This is a genomic window from Collinsella stercoris DSM 13279 (genome assembly GCF_020735465.1).
GTDB classification, from domain to species: domain Bacteria; phylum Actinomycetota; class Coriobacteriia; order Coriobacteriales; family Coriobacteriaceae; genus Collinsella; species Collinsella stercoris.
In genome coordinates this window covers 2,105,096-2,125,953 of sequence record NZ_CP085935.1, presented here as the reverse complement: position 1 = coordinate 2,125,953, position 20,858 = coordinate 2,105,096, and the positions used below count along the sequence as shown (strand labels likewise).

At 60.9% G+C, this 20,858-nt stretch carries 18 protein-coding genes and 1 tRNA gene; 4 read left to right on the top strand and 15 right to left on the bottom strand.

Annotation, left to right across the window (positions count from 1 at the left end):
* Window positions 1-63: 63 nt before the first annotated feature.
* The 6 genes from LK434_RS09005 to LK434_RS08980 form a co-directional block, all read right to left on the bottom strand.
* Window positions 64-897, bottom strand: a complete 834-nt coding sequence (locus tag LK434_RS09005) for a MurR/RpiR family transcriptional regulator (protein ID WP_040361691.1) — start codon at window positions 895-897, stop codon at window positions 64-66.
* Window positions 898-966: 69 nt separating this feature from the next.
* Entirely contained in the window at window positions 967-1,653 is a 687-nt protein-coding gene (locus LK434_RS09000) for an L-threonylcarbamoyladenylate synthase (protein ID WP_227917728.1), read from the bottom strand.
* 94 nt (window positions 1,654-1,747) lie between these two features.
* On the bottom strand, window positions 1,748-2,962 hold the full coding sequence (locus LK434_RS08995) for a MalY/PatB family protein (RefSeq protein WP_006721730.1): 1,215 nt from the start codon (window positions 2,960-2,962) through the stop codon (window positions 1,748-1,750).
* Between the two features lie 24 nt (window positions 2,963-2,986).
* Entirely contained in the window at window positions 2,987-3,295 is a 309-nt protein-coding gene (locus LK434_RS08990; protein WP_006721731.1) for a HigA family addiction module antitoxin, read from the bottom strand.
* Between the two features lie 8 nt (window positions 3,296-3,303).
* Window positions 3,304-3,498 carry a type II toxin-antitoxin system RelE/ParE family toxin gene (locus tag LK434_RS08985; RefSeq protein WP_006721732.1) on the bottom strand — a complete coding sequence of 65 codons (195 nt, stop codon included), beginning with the start codon at window positions 3,496-3,498 and terminating at the stop codon, window positions 3,304-3,306.
* 218 nt (window positions 3,499-3,716) lie between these two features.
* Window positions 3,717-4,910, bottom strand: a complete 1,194-nt coding sequence (locus LK434_RS08980) for a N5-glutamine methyltransferase family protein (protein ID WP_006721733.1) — start codon at window positions 4,908-4,910, stop codon at window positions 3,717-3,719.
* Window positions 4,911-5,113: 203 nt separating this feature from the next.
* On the opposite strand from LK434_RS08980, the gene LK434_RS08975 reads away from it, so the two are divergent.
* Together LK434_RS08975 and LK434_RS08970 are read left to right on the top strand one after the other, a co-directional pair.
* Window positions 5,114-5,581: a helix-turn-helix domain-containing protein gene (locus tag LK434_RS08975; RefSeq protein ID WP_227917727.1), complete on the top strand. Its 468-nt coding sequence runs from the start codon at window positions 5,114-5,116 to the stop codon at window positions 5,579-5,581.
* A gap of 46 nt (window positions 5,582-5,627) precedes the next feature.
* Window positions 5,628-5,861 carry a hypothetical protein gene (locus LK434_RS08970; protein WP_006721735.1) on the top strand — a complete coding sequence of 78 codons (234 nt, stop codon included), beginning with the start codon at window positions 5,628-5,630 and terminating at the stop codon, window positions 5,859-5,861.
* 99 nt (window positions 5,862-5,960) lie between these two features.
* On the opposite strand, the gene istB is transcribed toward LK434_RS08970, so the two are convergent.
* Both istB and LK434_RS08960 read right to left on the bottom strand, forming a co-directional pair.
* Window positions 5,961-6,749, bottom strand: a complete 789-nt coding sequence (istB, locus tag LK434_RS08965) for an IS21-like element helper ATPase IstB (RefSeq protein WP_006721736.1) — start codon at window positions 6,747-6,749, stop codon at window positions 5,961-5,963.
* Window positions 6,746-7,900 (bottom strand): DDE-type integrase/transposase/recombinase, encoded by a 1,155-nt coding sequence (locus LK434_RS08960; protein ID WP_227917726.1) that lies wholly within the window; start codon window positions 7,898-7,900, stop codon window positions 6,746-6,748. The genes istB and LK434_RS08960 overlap by 4 nt, the downstream gene beginning before the upstream one ends.
* Here LK434_RS08960 and LK434_RS08955 point away from each other — a divergent pair.
* Window positions 7,860-8,726 carry an IS3 family transposase gene (locus LK434_RS08955; protein WP_322563579.1) on the top strand — a complete coding sequence of 289 codons (867 nt, stop codon included), beginning with the start codon at window positions 7,860-7,862 and terminating at the stop codon, window positions 8,724-8,726. The two genes, LK434_RS08960 and LK434_RS08955, sit on opposite strands and share 41 nt — an antisense overlap.
* Window positions 8,727-8,813: 87 nt before the next feature.
* Here LK434_RS08955 and LK434_RS08950 read toward each other — a convergent pair whose 3' ends face one another.
* From LK434_RS08950 to purB, 4 genes are all read right to left on the bottom strand, one after another.
* Window positions 8,814-12,392: an alpha-L-fucosidase gene (locus LK434_RS08950; RefSeq protein ID WP_050755005.1), complete on the bottom strand. Its 3,579-nt coding sequence runs from the start codon at window positions 12,390-12,392 to the stop codon at window positions 8,814-8,816.
* A 175-nt stretch (window positions 12,393-12,567) separates the two neighbouring features.
* On the bottom strand, window positions 12,568-13,641 hold the full coding sequence (locus tag LK434_RS08945) for a N5-glutamine methyltransferase family protein (RefSeq protein ID WP_006721741.1): 1,074 nt from the start codon (window positions 13,639-13,641) through the stop codon (window positions 12,568-12,570).
* A gap of 233 nt (window positions 13,642-13,874) precedes the next feature.
* A complete protein-coding gene (gene prfA, locus LK434_RS08940; RefSeq protein WP_006721742.1) occupies window positions 13,875-14,942 on the bottom strand; it encodes a peptide chain release factor 1 in 1,068 nt (355 codons plus the stop codon).
* Between the two features lie 310 nt (window positions 14,943-15,252).
* The gene (gene purB / locus LK434_RS08935; RefSeq protein ID WP_006721745.1) at window positions 15,253-16,602 is read right to left on the bottom strand and encodes an adenylosuccinate lyase; all 1,350 of its coding nucleotides are present in this window, start codon (window positions 16,600-16,602) and stop codon (window positions 15,253-15,255) included.
* 292 nt (window positions 16,603-16,894) lie between these two features.
* On the opposite strand from purB, the gene LK434_RS08930 reads away from it, so the two are divergent.
* Entirely contained in the window at window positions 16,895-18,130 is a 1,236-nt protein-coding gene (locus tag LK434_RS08930; RefSeq protein ID WP_006722195.1) for an IS256 family transposase, read from the top strand.
* A 486-nt stretch (window positions 18,131-18,616) separates the two neighbouring features.
* On the opposite strand, the gene LK434_RS08925 is transcribed toward LK434_RS08930, so the two are convergent.
* The 3 genes from LK434_RS08925 to LK434_RS08915 all read right to left on the bottom strand — a co-directional run bounded on the left by LK434_RS08925 (window position 18,617) and on the right by LK434_RS08915 (window position 20,814).
* A tRNA-Gly gene (locus LK434_RS08925) sits at window positions 18,617-18,691 on the bottom strand.
* A 345-nt stretch (window positions 18,692-19,036) separates the two neighbouring features.
* Window positions 19,037-19,717 carry an HAD family hydrolase gene (locus LK434_RS08920; RefSeq protein WP_006721748.1) on the bottom strand — a complete coding sequence of 227 codons (681 nt, stop codon included), beginning with the start codon at window positions 19,715-19,717 and terminating at the stop codon, window positions 19,037-19,039.
* A 188-nt stretch (window positions 19,718-19,905) separates the two neighbouring features.
* On the bottom strand, window positions 19,906-20,814 hold the full coding sequence (locus LK434_RS08915) for a LysR family transcriptional regulator (RefSeq protein ID WP_040361694.1): 909 nt from the start codon (window positions 20,812-20,814) through the stop codon (window positions 19,906-19,908).
* Window positions 20,815-20,858: the final 44 nt, after the last annotated feature.

Below are 20,858 nucleotides of genomic sequence, written 5' to 3'. Positions count from 1 at the left end.
GCAAATTTCAGACAGAGAATCGCGGCATGTGCAAGCGGCACCAGTCTGCCTCAATTGCTGACTTTAAGCGCGCCCAAATTTTTCAAAGTAGCGGTTATAAATCAAATCAAACAGATAGTTGATACCGTATTTTGCATACACCGTTCTCTCGCCATAGTGTCCATCGGGAGACAGATGCAATACAGCGTCGAAAAACTCCTGCAATTCACAATCATGATTCGTTGTCACCAGGACGCGGCACGCGGCGCTTCTTGCCAACTCACTTCGAGCAGCCCTCGCATAGTTGCCTGACGCCGAAATGACAATCACCAAATCGCTAGGTCCAAGGCTTGCCAGGCTATTTTCGCTACCAAATGAGTCGGTAAGAATTTGCGGAATTTTATGCATGAACAGCATCGATTGCTGAAATTCACGAACCGCCATGCTAGAGAAATCCGAAGCGAGAAGCACCACGTTCTCGGCATCGTGTATCAACTGCGCCAACGAATCCAGATCTTCTTCCGTGACCTGCTCGTTCACATCTATCATCATTCGCTCAATTTGATTGGAGAGATGCCCTTTAAAAGCAGGATGATCGGTATAGCCAATGAAAAACTTCCGATGGGTCTCCCATTCCCACTCGCACGACTTCAATGCAGAGAAGTTATCGAAACCTATCGATTGGCAGAATCGCCTAATCCCCGAGCGGGAGGTATAGCACTCCTCCGCAACATCGTAGACATTAAGCTCTTTGAGGTTCTCGAAATGATCCAAGAAGTACTTTGCAAGTGTGTTTTCCGGGTCTCCCGGCTCAGTCGAGTTGAACACCGTTAACAATGAATTCATCAGGCTAAAATGCCGAACAGACAGAGAGAGCGGAGGAAAGCCCTCGAGCTCAACAACCTCTCGATCACTCACAGCGCCCTCCTTTGTTCTGCCTCGATTGATGATACCGGTATATCTCGGTCGCCGTGAAGCAATGCCAAACTAATTCTCAAGCAAGCGCGCGATTGTCTCGGCGGGCAGGGCACCCTGGCGCAGGATGACGGGAGCGCCATCACGCACGGCAACGATAGTCGAGGCGTCCCGACAGGCGGTCTCGCCCGCATCGACCGCCAAATCGACGCCTTCGAGAATCCTGGGCTCGACCTCTGCAAACGATGCAGGAGCGGGATACCCGTGTGTGTTCGCCGAGGTCACGGCAAGCGGCGAGCCGGTTGCACGTATCAGGTCTTGGATCACGGGGGAAGCAGAGGCACGCAGCGCGACCGTCCCATCCGCCGCGCGCATAAAATGCGGCACACGGGCAGCGGCGGGCACCACCAAGGTCAACGCTCCAGGCCAACACTCCGCGGCAAGCGTGCGAATAGCATCGGGAACCGACGCCCCATACCGATCCAAGGCATCGGGACCGTCGACCAGCCACGGCACAGTCTGGGAGGTGTCTCGGTGCTTGAGCGTAAAGATGCGACCGTATCCGGTTTCCGAACCGGGCAGACCCCCCGAGTCAAGATACGCATTGACTGCAACGCCCACGCCGTAGACGGTCTCGGTGGGCAAGAGGGCGAGATCGCCGGCAAGCAACCTCTTTGCAGCAGACGCCAGCTGCTCCTCGTCTAGCGCCAAAGAGCATGCGCCTTCAACCGCCATGCTCGCCTCATACACATGAGCCACTGTCGCTCCTTTCCGGCCTTCACGCCCGAGACGCGACACTCGCCTTCAACCGCGCCTTCAACCACGCTTTCGATTCAAATACCGAGCTTTTCTTCTATGAGAACACGTGCTCGTCGAGACGATGGAGCGCCTCGTGCAGACGAGAGGTCGGCAACGCAAGATTCATCCTGATCGTCGCCTCGCCGCCGAAGGGCCGTCCATCTTGCCAAAGTACGCCTACTTCCACGCCCGAACGCAACACATCGTCAATACTGACGTCGTGCCCCCGGCACCAACCCGAGCAGTCCACAAACAGCATGTATGTACCTTGCGGGCGAGCAACCGAAACACCGGGCAGCGCCGAGAAGAACTCATACGCGATGCGGGCATTTTCGCTCAGCACGCTTGTGAGCTCATCGACCCATGCCATGCCCTCATCGCTGTACGCCCCCAATAGGGCGTGCATGGACAGGACGTTTTGGCTGTTGTAATGCGAAAGACTCTCCTCTTTATCGAGACGGGCGCGCAGCCAGTCGTTGTACACCACGCGGTAGCTGCCAACCAGCCCCGCCAAATTGAACGTCTTGCTCGGGGCATACAGGGCGACGGTGCGGTTACACGCGTCCTCGCTCACGCTCTGCGTAGGTATGTGAACATGGCCGTCTAAGAGAAGGTCCGACCAAATCTCATCGGAGACAACGTACACGTCATGTATGCGGAAGATCTCCATGGCGCGCTCGATCTCCCAGCGCTCCCACACGCGCCCCGTGGGGTTATGAGGCGAGCAGAAGATTGCAGCATGGATGTCGTTTTCGACGATTTTGCGCTCCATGTCGTCGAAATCCATACGCCATACGCCGTCCTCATCGGGAACGAGCTGGCTGGCAACAAGGTCGTATCCCGCATTCTTGAGGGTCTTGGTGAACCCGACGTACGTTGGCGCGTGCACCAACACCTTGTCGCCGCGTGAGCACAAAACCGCCAGAGAGGACGCGACGCCGCCCAAAACACCGTTTTCATAGGCGATGTGCTCGGGGCGCATGCCATGCACGCCGTTACGGCGCTCGTGCCACGCAATGATGGCATCGTAATAGCGCTGGGGCGCTTCGAAATAACCAAAGCACGGGTGGTCGATGCGCTCACGAAGCGCACACAAAACGCACGGGGCGGTGGCAAAACTCATATCCGCCACCCACATCGGAATGGGATCAAATCCTTCTCGCACCACGGCGTCCGTAGGCCCAAGAGACCCACCTGCAATGGCACTTGCCACATCTGCGGCAATTGAGTCCTTGCCAGCTCTATCGATAATCTCAGTGAAGGTAGACATCTGATCTCCCACGGTGAAAACTCTCTACATCGCAACGGCGTCGTGCTCGAATGGATGGATCTTCTCCAATTCCGGCTCAAGCTCGAAACGCGCCACTTCGATATCGTAGGCGATTTGTGCCCTGAGCCAATATCCTTCTGTCAAGCCGAAATACCGGCATAGACGAAGGTCGGTATCGGCCGTCACGCGGCGCCTCCCCAAAACGATCTGCCCTATCCGCTGCGCCGGAATCCCCGTCTCCTTGGACAACCTGTACTGCGAGATACCCAAAGGCTCGAGAAATTCCTCTTTTAGCAGTTCTCCCGGCGTGACAGGAGCCAACTCACGCTTCATACAGCCCCCTATCGGTGATAGTCGACGATTTCAACGTTCTTGACACCCGTCGGAGTCCATACGAAGCAAATCCTATATTGGTCGTTGACCCTCACGCTATGCTGACCCGCCCTGTCGCCCTCCAAGGCCTCAAGGTGATTACCTGGAGGAACCCTCAGATCGTTCAGGCTTCCGGCGATCTCCAGCTGTCTCAACTTCCGCATCGCCTAGCGCCCAAAGGCAACGAATCTCGGTACGCGAATGCCCCGCGACAGCCTCTCGGTGTCTTTGTCCCGACAAGACACAATCATAGTAACGCATCACGTTAATAACGTCAAGCGTACTAACGTGCCGACCAACCGAAAGCGTAAGCGTTTCCGGGCGCCCATCTGTGCAACAAGCAAGGGGAGCGCATCTCACGACAGCTCCGCCCTCGCCTCTGCTACACGCGCGCGAGGATCATGCGGGGGCGATTGGTGAGGTCGTTGACGATGCGGACGTCGGTCATCTGCGCGGCCCGACACAGCGCGGCGGCCTGGTCGAGATGACCCTCGTAGAGCTCGCAGGCAAGCAAGCCGCCGGGACGCAGCATATGCGGCGCGGCATTCACCAGGCGCCTGAAAATATCCAACCCGTCTTCTCCGCCATTGAGGGCAAGATCGGGCTCGAAATCCGCCACCTCATGTGGCAGCAATGTAAGCACCGACGTTGGAATGTAGGGAGGGTTGGAGACAAGCACGTCAAACGTCCCCCACTCGGTCTCCCGGTCGAGCGGAGACACCAGGTTGCCCAAGCGGACATCGACCGCTTGGGGCGAAATGCCCAACGCATCGCGATTCCTGATGGTCAGGTCCACGGCGCGCGGCTCGATGTCGATCGCCACGCATCGCACGCGGTCGCGCCGTTCGGCAGCGATGGAAAGCGAGATGCACCCCGTACCGCACCCGACCTCGAGCACACGAGCAACGGTGGGCGCCTGGCACGAAAGAACGTCCTCGATATTCGCGACCTCCACGCCGTCAAATCGGCTTTCAAGCGGCGATACGCCTTGGGAGGCATCGCCATCCGAAACATCGGCGCCTTCGTCGGCTCCGCCCTCTGCCGCCGCAGGTTCGCCCAGCTCCTCACTGAGCACCTCGAGGTCATGTTCAGTCAGCTCTCGCTCTGCAGGGGCTTCCCGTCGCGCAGCCTCGGCAGCCGTCCGTTCCGCCTCCAAGGCGGCCTCGACCTCCGCGTTCCATGGCAACTCAACCCGCTCGCGACGTTGCGGCTCACCGGCCCCCAAAACCTCCCGATCGAGATACCGCAGCACTTCCTCAACCAGCAGCTCGGTCTCGGGGCGCGGAATGAGGACGCCGGGCTCACACGCAACGGTGATGGTCCTAAAATCGGTTTCCCCAATGATGTATTGCAGCGGCTCTCCCTTTGCGCGGCGCACGACGGCACCGTGCATGGCCGCGAGCTCCTCAGCGGACATGGGTTTATCGAAGCTCATGTAGATCTCCGTGCGAGACAGCCCCGTCACCCCCGAAAGCAACCATTCCGCGGCAAGGCGAGGCCGCTCATCGCCCTTATCCCGCAGGTAGTCGCGCGTCCAATCCAAGCATCGCTTGATAGTCCAGGTTTCGTTGGGCATACCGCCTCCATCCCTCGTGTTGCTCACCCGCGATTCTACGGCACACCACATCGCCAGCCGCGATGAACGCCAAATTACAGCATTTCGAGCCCGAATTCGTTAATGAGGTAGCGAACTTCCCGCGCGGCCATACACAAATCGAACGAGGCGGCCCGCATGTGAAAAGCCTCCCATTTCTTGGACTGGAAAATAAAGTCCAGGAGATGGGAGGCTTTTCAATGACGATCTACGACAGGTCGGTGAGGGAGGCGGCCTGCGGGCTCTTCGAGCGCGGGCTCGGGCACGAAGCCGCCGCCGCGAAGCTGGGGATACCGCTGAAGGCTGTGAGACAATGGCACCTCACGTACCGCGCCGTCGGGAGGGACGCGCTGCTGGACATGGGGAGCCACAGGACATACGACTACGAGACCAAGGTCGCCGCGGCGAGCGCCGTCGTCGACGGCGGGATGGCGAAGCCGGAGGCCATGGCGCTCTTCGGGATCGCGAGCGCCTCGCCGCTCGGCAGCTGGTGCCGTCTCTACCGCGAGGGAGGGGCCGACGCGCTGAGGCCCAAGCCGAAGGGCCGGCCGAGGGGCTCGGGCGCGAAGTCCGCGCCCGAGACGCGCGAGGAGGAGCTCGAGCGCGAGGTCCGCAGGCTCGAGGCGCAGGTGGCGTACCTAAAAAAACGATAGCCCTGAAGGCGGAGATGCGCTCCCGAACCGCAAGAAGGCCGCGGCCGTGAGCGAGCTTTCGGGGCGGTACCCCCTCGCCGACCTGCTGGAGGCCGCCGGACTGGCCAGGTCGAGCTACTACTACGCGCTGGCGCACCCGAAGGCGCCGACCAGGCCGGAGCTGCGGGAGGCGGTCGGCGAGATCTTCTCGCGGACCCCCAACGGGTGCGGCCACAGGCAGATCGCCATGTGCCTGCGCGCCGAACGGGCCGTGCGCATCGCTGACAAGACGGTGTGTTAGCGTCAATATAATTTTCACCATTTTCGCCAACGCATTTTAGCCAATCGCGCCAGCGCGGATACGCCGGATTCGCCAACGCGGATGCGCCGCTTTCGGCGCCTAGGCGCCATCCTCCTTCCCGTCCTCACCGCCGATGGACACGTCCTTCAGGCGGTACGACCGGCCCGTTATCTTGATCATCGCGCAGTGGTGGCAAAGCCTGTCGGCCACCGCCGAGGCCGTGACGTTGCTGCCGAACACGTCGCCCCACCTGCCGACCGGCACGTTGGTCGTGGCGATCGTCGACCGCTTGAGCGCGTAGCGCCTGTTGACCAGCTGGAACAGCAGGTCGGCGTCCTCCTTGCCGATGTCGAGGTAGCCCAGCTCGTCTATTATCAGCAGGCTGCAGTGCTCGTAGAACCGCATCCTGCGCGCCAGCGCCTCCTTCGCCGAGGCGTGCTTGAGGTCCTCGACCAGCCTCGAGCAGTCGGCGAAGTACACCTGCTTGCGGGCCATAACGGCCTCGTGGCCTATGGCTATCGACAGGTGGGTCTTGCCGACGCCCGGGCTGCCGACGAGCGCGACGTTGTCGCCGCGGTCGACGAACTCGAGCGTGGCCAGCTGCTCGACCAGCCCGCGCGGCACGCTCGGCTGGAAGCCCCAGTCGAAGTCGGCCAGCGTCTTTATGTAGGGGAAGCTGGCCATCCTCGTGCGGCGCTCGTCGTCGGCGCGCCGCTTGAGGGCCATCTGGGCGTCGGTGAGCTCGAGCATGGCGTCGACCGGGCCCTTCCTGCCGTCGGCGACGAGCCTGACGTACTCGGGCACCGACGACGCCATGCCCTCGAGCCCCAGCTCCTCGAGGTTGGCCGCCAGGCGGTTGAGGGGGCTGGCCTGCACGGCGGCGCTCACAGCGAGCCCCCTATCGAATCGGGCAGGCCGAGGTTGGCGGCCATGGCCTCGGCGTAGTGCGCCGGGTCGTAGGCCGGCCCGCCCGCCACGTGCGTGGCCACCAGCTCGCCGCCGACGTGGCAGTCCATCGCGCCGCCGGGCATGCAGACGATGCGGGCGGGCCTGCCGATGCGGCGCCTGGGCACCGACATGGGCTCGCCGTGCGCGCTGACCGGCATCGTGGCCGGCACCCTGGCCACGCGCGCCACGTCGCCCATCGCCTCCTCGAGGGCGCGCAGGTTGCCGACGGGCAGCAGCGCGTCCTTCTCCTCCATGAACAGCGCCGATGGCGGCAGCCCCGTGGTCTCGTTGGGCTCGGAGTTGCCGGCGTCCTCGATCCGCGCGACGATCTCGTCGATGTCGTCCCAGCCGTCGAAGTCGCCCTGGTAGGCCGCGAGCCGCGACAGGAAGCGGTTCGACGACTCGACCTTGCCCTTGGCCTGGGGGCTGCGCGGGCGGCACGGCTTCAGCTCGAAGCCGGCGGCCTTGGCGAACTCGTATGCGCGCTGGACCTTGAGGCGCCTGCCGCCCTTGACCGTCACCAGGGCGGACATGTTGTCCGTGACCCACTCGCGAGGCACGCCGCCGAGCCTCGCGATCGTGGCGTACATGCACCTGACCGGGTCGTCGGTCGTCCTGGTCCCCGACCGGATGAATATGTGCCTGCGGGAATGGCCCGGCGTCGCCGCGAACACGTTGGACTCGAACAGCTCGCCGTCGCGGTTCGCCATCCTGACCGACTCCTTCCAGTCGAACTGCGGCTGCAGCCCGGGCGGCGTCTCGAAGCGCGGGTGCGGCTCCGGGCCGCCGGAGGCCCCGACGGCGATGCCGTTCTTGCGCATGAACTGGGTGAAGGCGTTGTAGCCGGCCAGGTCCTCGCCGGGATACCTGTGCAGAAGCCACTCGCGGATGCCCTTCTTGGTGACCCCCGGCAGCTGCGCCTTGGCGGCCACCTCCTCGATGTGCGCGTCGAAGGAGCCCGCCCTGTCGGCGCGCCCGTCGCGGGGCCGGCCGCCCTCGGCCCTCCAGTAGGCCGCCACGGTGTGCCTGTCCTTGCCGTAGCGCTTCGCCATGTCGCTGAAGTTGGGCTTTATGCCCGCTTCCCTGTACATGTCCAACTCTCCGATCAGGTTCTTCTCCGCCACGGCCCGCTCCTCCCGAAAGCATCGTTCGCTCGTCGGTCGAAGCGTAAGCCCCGGCGTTGGTGGAAATGGTGAAAATACGTTGGCGCAAATGGCGGGATTGCGTTGGCATGATTGGTTATTGAGCGTTGGTCAAAATGGTTGTTTTTACAGTAGCGCTAACACGGTGCTGAAGATCATGCACGAGGCGGGGATAAGCTGCGGCATACGCCGCGAGACCGACTACCACAGGTACAACTCGTACAGGGGCGAGGTCGGCGAGACCTTCGGGAACGCGATCGGCCGGGACTTCGCGGCGGACGGCCCCTGGCAGAAGATGGGCACCGACGTCACCGAGTTCAAGTGCTCGTTCGGCAAGGCCTACCTCGCGCCGGTCTACGACTTCGGCAGCAAGGAGATCGTGGCCCACTCCATATCCGCGCATCCCGACCTCGCCCAGCAGGAGGAGATGCTCGCCATGCTCATGGCCGCCAAGCCCGAGGGCACCAGGCCGATCCTGCACTCGGACATGGGCTGGCAGTACCAGCACGCGACCTACGTCGGCGCGCTGGCGGAGAACGGCTTCACCCAGAGCATGTCGCGCAAGGGCAACTGCATCGACAACGCCGCCACCGAGCAGGTCTTCGGCCATCTGAAGGACGAGTTCTTCCGCGGTCGCGACTGGGACACGTTTGAGGAGTTCAAGGCGGACCTCGAGTCCTACATCCACCACTGGAACAACGTGAGGCGCCAGGTCAAGCTGAAGGGCCTGACCCCGGTGGAGTTCCGGGAGCAGGCCCTTCGGGAGGCCGCGTAGCGGTTATTATTTAACGCGTCCAAGTTTTGGGGCGCAGTTCATAAGCGACCGTCTCCGGTAAAACGTTTTGAGGCGCGCGGGGTCGAGCTACCTTTTGCGGCGAATGGCCGCGCCCAGAACGCCAACGGCTGCCGAGGCGGAGGCAAGAAGGGCGGCAATCCCCACGGGGTCCCCAGTCTGGGGCAACCCGCCGTTGGGCTTGGCGGGCTTTGCCGGCTTCTGCTCGGGCGCAACCGGAGTCGCGGGCTCGAGCGGAGTCATGGGGACAGAATCGGGATCCGGCTGGGGCTCCGGATCGGGCTGCGGCTGAGGATCCGGCTGGGGCTGGGGCTCCGGGTCGGGGTTGGGCTGAGGCTCCGGGTCGGGTTGGGGCGCAGGAATCCTCTCGAAGAACGCCTTAACCTCAACATCGGCCGTAGCGGCCTCATCGGCCGTCACGGCAACCTCCATCGGCGCAGTGGGGTCGGGCACTTCAACAGGCTGCCCGCCCTTCGTCACCGAAAGGATACGATAACCCTCACTCGGAGCAATCGTAAACTCAACCGGCTGCTCGGAGGTCGGCGACACAAAGCCCTCGGGGGCAATCGTTCCGCCGGTTCCGGCAAGACCCACGGCGCCAAAGCTCGTGAGCCCGTCGCCAGTCAATGTAATGTCGAGCTTATCGATACGCGGCGACTTCTCGGCCGGGCCGGTGAACACCAGCTTCGAAGCGCCGGGGTGCAGGACGGTAAATTCGAACTCAACCGTCTTGAACGCATTGCCGTCACTGTTGCCCGCCGCGTGCTCACCCGATTTGATAACGGGATCTTGCTTGGCGGCGTCGGCCCAAACCAGCTTGTTGGTGTTGCTGCCGCTCATGTAACGCAAAACAACCTTGTAGGTACCCGCGCGCTCGGCCTTGAACGGAATGGTCAACGTATCGTTTTGAGCGATGGAGTCGATCACTTTGCCGCCGCTTGCGCCCTGGAACTCCTTCACTGACATGGGCCAGTTGCTATCGGTCGCGGGATCGTCCTTAATGGTCCCCAGCTCGCCCTCCATGGTCATGGTCTGACCAACCACGGACGGGAACACAAAGGGATTCTCCTCAGAGTAAAGGTCCTTGCGGAACTCAATGCCATCGCTTGCCTCGCGCAGGGCCTTCATAGCATCGTAGATGGCATCGGCGGAGGGGTTTTCCCGGGAGGCGACAAACTCGGCATTCAGCAGGGCCCGGGAGAACTTAGCGGCACTCTCAGCGGTCGCATTGCCCGCATTGAAGGAATTCTGCTTTGCCTTTTTAATAGCCTCGTCGAGTTTTGCCTTCGTGTAGTTGGTCTCGCGATCGATGATCGTGACGGTGGTTACGCTCGAATTGCCCAGGACAAGCTCCTTGGGCGAGCTCACGGTCATGGTAACGGTAAACTGACCGTTCTGGCCCGCGCCGGCACCGTCGGCATTGCGCTTGGTGCGAACAGTAACCGTCTTGTGTGTCTCGCCATCGGCAAAGTGCACCTTCTGGGCATTCGTATCAAAATCGCCCTGGACCGCAGAGCCGGGTTCGAAATTGACGGTCACGTCAAGCGCACCCTTAGAGCCACCGGAGCGCGTGATGCCCAACTCATAGGTGCTTTCCTCGTCCATGGAGATCGCGGTCTCGTCAAAATCCAGCATGCCTACCTCACCATTGTTGAGGACGGCTGCGGCATCGATGCCCACGGCGTTGCCATTGCCGCCGGCCTTTGCCTCAATCTTAACCATATGCTTCGTGTTGGACAAAGTGCCCGAGGTGTAAAGCGTCGTCTTGGTGCTGCGCGGGGAGCCTTTGGTGCTTACCGTCTCTACGAGCTTGCCGTCGATATACACGTTCATGTCACCGTGACCAGGATCCTTGGTGCCGATGATTGAAAACCTGGTACCGGTGAATTCGAACTCGGCACTCGCGCCCTGGACGTTCGTCCACATGCCGGTATTCGAAACAAACTGCGTTCCCGACTCCTTATTCCAGTTGCCGGTGGTCTTCATCTGCTCGTTATCGATCGTCTCCATACCCTCCGGCACCGGGCTCGGAGTCTCAAACGGCTTTGCCGCCTTATACAGGCCGACCTCGGAAAGCTGCGGGATGGTGTTATCGTGCGTGGTGACTTCGATTTTGACCTGAGTGGCCGTGACTTTGGGACCGCGAACGAGGCGCTTGGCACCCACGGTGCCGCCCTTGCCGAACTCCTCCCACTTACCGCTGCTGCCGTTGCGATAGGAAACGGTAAAGGACTTGATGTGCTGTCCGTTCTGGATGGGCTCTTCAAAGGACACCACATCGAATGACTGCGCCTTGGGCAGGGTGATTAGCATCGACTGAGCACCCGTCCCACTTTCGGCACTCCAATACGTATCGTCCTTGCCATCCAAAACCATAGATGGTGCGAATTCCCGAGAGTTCTTCCAGACAGACGTGGCCTCGGCTGTTGCGGCAGTGCGACCGGCCTTCTCGTCCGCACGGGTCAAATCGTGCTGGAAAGACTGTTTCACGGCAGCGCCAAACTCATCGACACGCTGCTTTATCTCGGGATCAACCGAACCGGCGGTATTCAGCGGAACATTCAGCAAAAATGGCGCACCGTGGCCCACGGAGCCAAAGTACATATTTCCCAGCTCAACGAGGCTTTTCGGAGTCTTTTTGTTCTGACCCCAGAACCAACCGGAGGTGATGCGCGCATCGGCCTCAGACATAACCCACTTGTCGCCGTTGGGATCTCCCGCATGGACGCGATTCTGATCTTTGATGGGCTGGTTGTTCTCGGTCTGCCACGGCATCTTGTCGGACGTCTTGGGGTCCCATTTGCCATCGATCTTCACGCGGTTCCACACTGTATCGGGAGCCAGGCCGTTCTCGTTACCCGACCACCGCACATCAGACTGCAGGCCGCATTGGAAGATAACGCACTCGTCCCCCTCAAGATCCTTGATGGTCTTGGCGAAGCGCTCGAAATCATATACCTGAGCATCCTGTCCTGTGCCCTTGGCGCCGTCCATCCAGACCTCAACGAACTTGCCATCGCGCCCGTACTTTGGATTGTCCAGGATCTCACGCAGCTGTTTGTCGTAAAAATCGTTGTAGTTATCGGCGTTGCCGTCCGAGTTGCCATACGACTTATCGTGGATATCCCAAGGCGACAAATACAAGCCCATATCCAGACCGTGCTTGGTGCATGCTTTCGAAAGCTCTTCGAGAACATCGATCTTGGATGTTGTACTACCCATATCGTATTCCGTTGAGGGGCTATTCCAAATGCAAAAACCATCGTGGTGCTTGGCCGTCACGATCAGGCGTTTGAAGCCTGCATCCTTAATCGACCGAACATACCCGTCAACATCCATGGAGGTCAACTGATTCATGAACTCGGTGGCCGATTTCATCTTGGTGCCGTAATCGGTGCCCCACTCAACCCCCGAGAACGTATTGGGGCCAAAGTGGCAAAACGCCGCCAGCTCCTCCTTCGCGTAGCGATATTGGCCGGCGTTGGGAACGACCGAATCTTTTGCAGGATCGGCAACGTCACCGGTGGTCAGGGCACTATCGCCAACAAACCCCGTCTCGGCAAACGTGACGGCGGGAGTGAACGACAAGGCCGCGCCCAACACCAATGCGGCAGTCCAGCGCGGAGTGATCCTCAGGTGCTTTTCCATACGCATCTCCAGATTCACGATGCCGGGCCGTAGGCCCGGCAAAAGAGCACTATTAGCCTGGGAATTTTACCAATAGGAAACCAAAACCAACCTAACGTGGCGGTAAATGGAAAGACGAATTGCCTAAGCGGTTGATTTTCCTACGCAAGTGGTATCAAACACGCCGACGCGCCGCTTAACGGTCGGATGTGCCCAGCTCGTTGGGTGATTTTGGCGTCACGACGCGCGCCAGGACAATGCGCGGGCGACCGGTCAGATCGTCCACGATACGCACGTCCTCCATGCCCGCCGCGCGACACAGATCGGCCGCGGCATCCAGATGGCCCTCGTACAGCTCGCAGGCCAACAAGCCGTTTTTGCGCAGCATAAACGGGGCAGCGCTCACCAAGCGGCGGAAAATGTCCAGGCCGTCCGTGCCGCCATCCAAGGCCAGGGAGGGCTCGAAATCGGCAACTTCATGCGGAAGCGTCGCCATGACGTCAGTTGGAATATACGGAGGATTAGATACTAGAACGTCAAACGTCCCCCATTCCGTCTCCCTATCGAGCGGACTCACCAAATTGCCCAGGCGAATATCCACCGTTTTGGCATCGATACCCAAGGCATCGCGATTGCGCGCCGCCAAATCGACGGCCCGCGGTTCGATATCCGTGGCAACAACCGCAACGCGGTCACGTCGCTCCGAGGCAATGGACAGCGAGATGCAGCCGGTACCGCACCCCACCTCGAGCACGCGGGCAACGGCATCCTCCCCGCTCGAGCCCTCAACCTCTTCCACAACGCTATCGGAGGCGGCGGCGTCAGCCGCCGCCTCTTTCTCCTCCGCCTCGCGGGCGGCCTGAACCTCACTGTTCCAGGGGAGCTCGATACGGGCACGCGAGGCGACGGCCCCGCCCAGCACTTCGCGGTCGATATATGTCAGCACCTCTTCAACCAGCAACTCGGTTTCGGGCCGGGGAATAAGGACGCCCTCTTCGCACGCCACATCGATCATACGAAACGTCGTCTCGCCGGCAATGTACTGGAGCGGCTCGCCCTTCGCGCGCCGCACAACGGCGGCGTGCATAGCATCCAGCTCACGGGGATCCATGGGTTTATCAAAGCTCATGTACAGCTCGGTGCGAGACATCCCGGTCACACTCGAAAGCAGCCATTCGGCAGACAGCCGGGCCCGCTCGTCCCCTCGTTGACCAAGGTACTCTCGTGTCCAATCAAGACAGCGTTTGATGGTCCACATCTTGTTTGTCATCGCCTGCTCCGATCGTTGCGCTTCGTATGGGTGGGATTGTACGGCACGGTTTCCCAATTCCCGTCCAGATGCAAAAAATAGCAGCTAACTCGTATTGTTTAACCCACCTGTTGCACGCATGTGCGCGTTGATTTTCACGCTGCAAACAGCCATCTACCAAACGCCGCTTATCAAACGCCGCTGCGCCACAAAAAAACGCCGAGAGCACATGGCCCCCGGCGCCACAACGCCAATTACACCTGAGCGGCAAGCTTGGCAGCGCGATCGGCGGCCGCCAGGGCCTCGATCACAGAAGAGAGCTGATCGCCCAGCAGTACGCCGTTGTAGGTGGAGTTGAAGCCGATACGGTGATCGGTCACGCGATCCTGCGGCTGGTTGTAGGTGCGGATCTTCTCGGAGCGGTTGCCGTGGCCGATCTGAGCCGAACGCTCGGCGCCCAGCTCGGCCTGCTGCTTCTCCAGCTCCATCTCGTACAGGCGGGCGCGCAGCATCTGCATGCAGACCTCGCGGTTCTGGATCTGGGAGCGCTGCTCCTGGGACTGCACCACGGTGTTGGTGGGCAGGTGGGTGATACGCACGGCGGAGTACGTGGTGTTAACGCACTGACCGCCGGGGCCGGAGGCGCAGTAGGTGTCGATGCGCAGGTCGGACTGGTTAATCTGCACGTCGATCTCATCTGCCTCAGGCAGCACGGCCACGGTGGCCGTGGAGGTTTGGATGCGGCCCTGGGACTCGGTCTTGGGAACGCGCTGAACGCGGTGAACACCCGACTCGTACTTCATGACGGAGTACACGCGGTCGCCCGTGACCTTGAACTCGATGCTCTTGAAGCCGCCGGCATCGCTGGGGCTGGAATCGAGCACCTCCATCTTCCACTTCTTGGACTCGATGAAGCGCTGGTACATCTTGAACAGGTCGCCAGCGAAGATGGCGGCCTCGTCGCCGCCGGCGGCGGAGCGGATCTCCACGATGGTGTCCTTCTCATCCATGGGGTCGCCCGGGATGAGCATGATCTTGATGTCCTCTTCGAGCTGGGGCAGCTTGGCCTCGTTCTCGGAGATCTCCATCTGGAGCATCTCCTTCTCATCGGCATCGGTTGCCTCGCGCAGCATCTCCTTGGCCGCCTCGATGTCGTCGAGGGCGCCGAGGTACTCACGGGCGGCCTTCACCAGGTCGGTCTGGTGCGCGTACTCCTTGTTGAGGCGGGTGAACTCCTTGATGTCGCTCGCGATGCTGGGATCGGAGAGTTTCTTCTCGAGCTCCTCAAAAGCGATGATGATCTTCTCAAGCTTGTCGCGCATGATATCTCCTTTATGCAGCGTGATGGTCAAACGGGGGCAAACCGCGCCGTAGCGGTCGCGGTTGGCGCAAGATGGCGTAAAACGCAGCTAGAGCTTATCGAGTGCGATGAACATGCTTCCTCCTCATTCTGGATGGATATCATACCCAACCAGCGTTGATGCGCCAACCGCACAGGGGTGCGGAGCTGCCAAGTCCATGAAAATCGCTCCCGCCGCACGCAAAAGGGCGCCGCCGGCATGCACCGGCGGCGCCCCCAAGCACAGGTGAAAAGGATCCTCCGCACAAGAGGCTGTTCCCGTTTACACGTGATTACGCCTCGAAGCTCAGCTGCTCCAGGCGGTCGAACACCGTGTCGATGCGGGTGAGGAAGTCCCACGGGTCGAAGATCTCGTCGAGCTTCTCGGAAGAGACCGTGCACTCGGGATCGGCCTCGAGGCGCTCGCGCAAGTTGGGGCCGTCGACGGCGGCGTGCACGTCGTCCCACACGGCCATGGAGTTGCGCTGCACGATCTTGTAGGCGTCCTCGCGGGTGATGCCCGTGTCGACCAGCGCGAGCAGTACCTTGGAAGAGAAGATGAGACCGCGGGTGAGGTCGAGGTTGGCCTGCATGCGGGCAGGATACAGGATCAGACCGTCGACGATGCGGATAAGGCAGGAGAGCATGTGGTCGAGGGCGATGAAACTGTCGGCCTGGGCCACGCGCTCGGCGCTGGAGTGCGAGATGTCGCGCTCGTGCCACAGGGCGACGTTGTCAAAAGCGACCTGCGCGTTGGCCTTGACCACGCGAGAAAGGCCGCAGACCTTCTCGAGCGTGATGGGGTTGCGTTTGTGGGGCATGGCGGAACTGCCCTTCTGACCTTTGCGGAAGGGCTCCTCGGCCTCGAGGGTGTCGGTCTTCTGCAGGTTGCGGATCTCGGTAGCAATGCGGTCGCAGGTTGCGGCCGTGGTGGCCAGAACGCCGGCGAGGTACGCATGGTGATCGCGCGAGATGACCTGCGTGGACAGCGGGTCGTGAGCCAAGCCCAGATGCTCGCAGACGTACTCCTCGACAAAGGGGTTGATGGAGCTGTAGGTGCCCACCGCACCGGAGATGGCGCCAAAGGCGACGTTCTTGCGGGCGTCGATGAGGCGGTCGAGGTCGCGCTTGAGCTCCCAGGCCCAGCTGCCGAACTTCATGCCAAAGGTCATGGGCTCGGCGTGAATGCCATGGGTGCGGCCCACGCACAGCGTGTTGCGCTCCTCAAAGGCGCGGCGACGGCAGATCTCGCCGAGCTTGCGCACATCCTCGATGATGATGTCGGTGGCCTGGACGAGCTGGTAGCACAGGGCGGTGTCGCACAAGTCGGAGCTCGTCATGCCGTAGTGGACCCAACGGCTGGGCTTAGGCTCGCCCTCAGGGACCTCCGCATCGATGTAGGAACCCATGTTGGTGAGGAAGGCGATCACGTCGTGGTTCGTCGTGGCCTCGATCTCGTCGACCTCCTCCTTGTTGAACGCCGCATGCTCGCGGATCCACGCGGCCTCCTCCTTGGTGATGCCGCATGCGCCCAGCTCGGCCTGGGCCTCGCAGGCGAGCACCTCGATTTCCTGCCAAATGGCGTACTTGTTCTCGAGCGAGAAGATGTGACCCATCTCGGGACGCGTGTAACGGTCGATCATGGCGGCTCCTTTTTGAATATTGGCACGCAAGGTACAACGAATATTGTACGTGCACGGGGTGGCACATGCACGCACTGCAAGAAGCGAACAAAAGCGGGCATTTTGGCTCCCATCACGCTCCGTTGGAAACGACCCCTGCCGCAAATCACGCGAAAATGTAACGAATTATCGGGGTGGTCGAGTAGACCGGGTCGCGTCCGTAAAGTGGTGTAAATAGCAAAGGCGAGCCAGAGGCCCGCCGACCAAGTAAACTTGCAATCGCCAAACCACAACGATTACTTGGAGGACGAGCATGGCTCGAATCAATCTTACACTAGACCAGGACGAGATCCTCTCCCTTCTCGCCGGCGACACCGGCGGCGCGTTCGCGGCCCTGCTGCAGAAGTCCCTGAACGCGGTGCTGCTCGCGGAGTCCGACGAGCAGCTCGGGGCGGCCCGCTACGAGAGGGCCGAGGCGCGCACCGACGTGCGCAACGGCACGAGGGAGAGGCCCCTGGCGACGCGCGTCGGCACGATCGAGCTGACGGTCCCGAGGCACCGGAACGCGCCGTTCAGGACGCTCGTCTTCGACAACTACAGCCGCAGCGAGGCCGCGCTGGTCACGACCATGGCCGAGATGGTCGTCTCCGGCGTCTCCACCGCCAAGGTCGGCAGGGTCATGGAGACCATCTGCGGGAAGAGCTTCTCGAAGCAGTGCGTCTCCGAGGCGTGCCGCGACCTCGACGCGATCGTCGGGGAGTTCCTCGCGCGGCCCATCGAGGGAGACCACCCGTTCCTCATGGCGGACGCCACCTACATCAAGTGCCGCGAGGGCCACAGGGTCGTGGCGAAGGCGCTGCTCGTGGCCATCGGGTTCACGCCGGACGGCCGCAAGGAGGTGCTCGGCTTCGAGGTCGCGGACGCCGAGACGACCGAGAGCTGGACGCGGTTCCTCGCCGGGCTGCGCCGCCGCGGCCTGTCGGGGGTCCGGCTCGCGACCACCGACGCGCACGAGGGGCTCGTCGCCGCGCTGCAGTCCGTGTTCCCCGAGGTGCCCTGGCAGCGCTGCCAGGCCCACTTCGCCCGCAACGTCGTCGACGCCGCGCCGAAGCGCCTGAGGGTCGGGCTGCGCGGCGAGCTCGCGGAGATGTTCAACGCGAAGACCATGGCGGAGGCGCGTCGCAGGCGCGACGAGATCGCGGCCGACTACGCCGGGGCCGCGCCCAGGGCGGTCGAGCGGCTCGACGCCGGGTTCGACGACGCGATGACGGTGATGGAGCTGCCCGAGGCGCTGCGGCGGGTCGTGCGGACGTCGAACCACCTCGAGAGGCTGAACGGGGAGGTGAAGAGGAGGTCGTCGGTGGTCAAGGTGTTCCCGAACGCGGACTCGATAGCGAGGCTGATCGGGGCCGTGCTCATCGAGGAGGGCGAGCGCTGGGCGGCCGGTCGCAGGCTGTTCTACTCGCCGGCCGTGAAGGAGCTGCAGGGCGTGGTCCCGCGCCTGGAGGTCATCGCGCGCGAGCAGCGCCAGCTGAGGCTCGCGGCATAGGAGAAAGCGGCGGTTGCGAATTTACACACAAAAATGGACTTGACCGTAGACCGCCCATTACGACGCCAAAAACCCAGCTCGCAAGAAGCCAAAACACCTGTCTACTCGGCATATCGAATTCTTCGTTACTTTTTCGCGTGATTTGCGGCAGGAAGTGGCGTTTTGGGCGCACACGCACTGACAAAACTGAGGTTTTGCGTCGACCTGGCTCCGTGTTACGTCGCCGCGTGCGAGCGAATACCGGCGCGCGCATAAAAAGGGCCCGACGCCGAAACGGCGACGGGCTCTCTAGCTCTCGCTGGAGCGGGTAACGGGACTCGCGTCCGCCTGCGGCGTCCGCAGCTCCGGGCGCTGCGCGCCCTCGCACGCTCGCTGGAAAACGGCTTTCGCCGTTTCCTCAGCCTCGCGACCCTAATGGGTTCGAGCCCCGGCACAAACATGAAAAGAGCCCGGTACCGCGACGGCACCGGGCTCTCTGGCTCTCACTGGAGCGGGTAACGGGACTCGAACCCGCGAATGTCAGCTTGGGAAGCTGATGCCTTACCACTTGGCGATACCCGCATGGCAAGAGATTCTACCATGTATCCGTCTGCATGGGAAACCGCATTCAGACACGCGTACAATTGAGGGAGCACGATTTGCGCTTCGCACATAAGCCGCACGTGAGTGGTGCATCAGCTCGCTCGACACTGGGGGCACAGTATGAAGAACAGTAGAAGCATGCCACACATGCCATATCTTCGCACCAATGACCAGGGCGGAACGCAGATTTGGTATTCAAACCAGCCTGATAATCTCAACGATTACAACACCATGGACGAAGACGTTTCCGCCGCTATCGAGAAACTTCGAGAATTCCTCCACCATGAACTATGCCCCGGTCAAGACGACTATGGAACTTCTAAGTCATCCATTGGCCGCAAGTGACCGAATAATCGAAGCCGCCTCGGAAAGACCGCGCGCCATCCATGTTGCAGCCGTCTGATCAATGGGAACCCTCACCTCTTCATATGCAATAACGGGAATACCGGCGGCAAGAGCAGCCTCGATGCCGCATGTCGAATCTTCAATCGCCACGCACTCCTCAGGCGCAAGAGACAGATCCGCAAGGGCGTTGCGATATATGGTCGGATCTGGCTTGCTCCTCTCAAGAAGCGCGCCGCTAACGATTAGATCGAATTCATCACGAATACCGCACGCATTGAGAACCTCCTCGATGCGTTCCTGCGGCGAAGATGAGACAACAGCGGTTTTGAGGGCAAATGCTTTTGCTACGGACAAGACTTCTTCGGTTTCTGGACGATAGAGTAGCGATACGTCGGAATGGCGATTCCACTCCGCATCGAACGCGAGGAAGCGCGCCCAAAGCTCCTCAGCATCCACCATGCCGTAGGTAAGGGCATAAAGCTGGTCGAGAAGCAAGGCGTAAGACTTTCCCAAAAGCAACTTGAAGTCGAGACCCTCGGACGAGCGACCGTTTTCCTCGTTGATCTTCTTTACAAACGCAACTTGCGCCTTGAAGTCTTCAAGCTCCGTATCAACAATCACGCCGTCCATGTCAAACAAAACAGCTTTCAGACCAGACATAAATCCTCCGCCCTCACACGCAGCACCCCAAAATGTGGTGCACTCTCAACCTCATCCTAGCCCGGCAGACGTTGATCTCTTTTCAATTGTTGCGCTCAAGCAAAACGAAACGTTGAAAGAGACGCTTGGGCGCCCTTCACAGATAGGCCCAATCAAACCGACTAAGCGAAGCGGCAAAAGACGGGGTTCTACATATTTTTGCGCAACGCCGTCGTAAGAAGCAGCTCGCGTTGAAGCAGGGGGATTGCGGGGTTATCGTTATCCTTACGGTAGATTAAACATAGCGGTATTGAAATCCCGTCATCCCTCATAAGCCGTTTTGTCAACGCGTCGGGATAGAGGCCGGAGAGGTCAGGCGTTCGACCTGTGAATAGCACACCACCATCATCCAAGAATGCACGATGCGCCTCCACCGTTGGAGCAACATCGACATACGTAGGTTCAACATGGTTCGCCTCAAACTGATGCTCGATAATGCGATACGCACAGCGAAAATCCATTGGCGTCGCCACAGGAAACTTAGCGACTTCGGCGATGCCAACGCGTTCGCGTCCCGCGAGAGGATGACCGGATGACATGGTGACACCAAATACAAAAGGGCAGATTTGCGTCCAAAGCAGACCCTCGCGCGTTGTTCTTCCAAGCGTTATCGCTGCATCAACGAGACCCTGTTGTGCCGCCGTCAGACAGGACTCGCTGCCGTTTCTTCTTATGGCTACCTCGATACCGAGATTGTTTGCGAAAAAGCGGCTGAGCAAATCGTCTGGCACGAGAGTTCCGCGAAGCGGAGAGGACGCAACGGCGATTGACACACTACGCGGCGTGTCAGTTGAGCCGACACGAAGCCGGGACGCCAGTCCCTCCATATCAGACACGCACGCAAGCACGCTCTCCGCCTTTTCTGCCAGTAGGCGGGCGTCATCCGTTATTGTCAGCCTGCGGCCATTTCGCCCGAAAAGCGTAACGCCGAGTTCAGACTCCAGATCCCCAAGAGATTTGGAGATCGTTTGGGGCGTCACATACAAATGGGAGGCTGCGGCGGAGAAGCTTCCGCATCGCACCGTCTCTACCAAATATGAAAGTTGGCTCAGGTTCACGCAGTCTCCTCTGCGAATCTCAGCAGCGCGTTCCGTCGGCATCG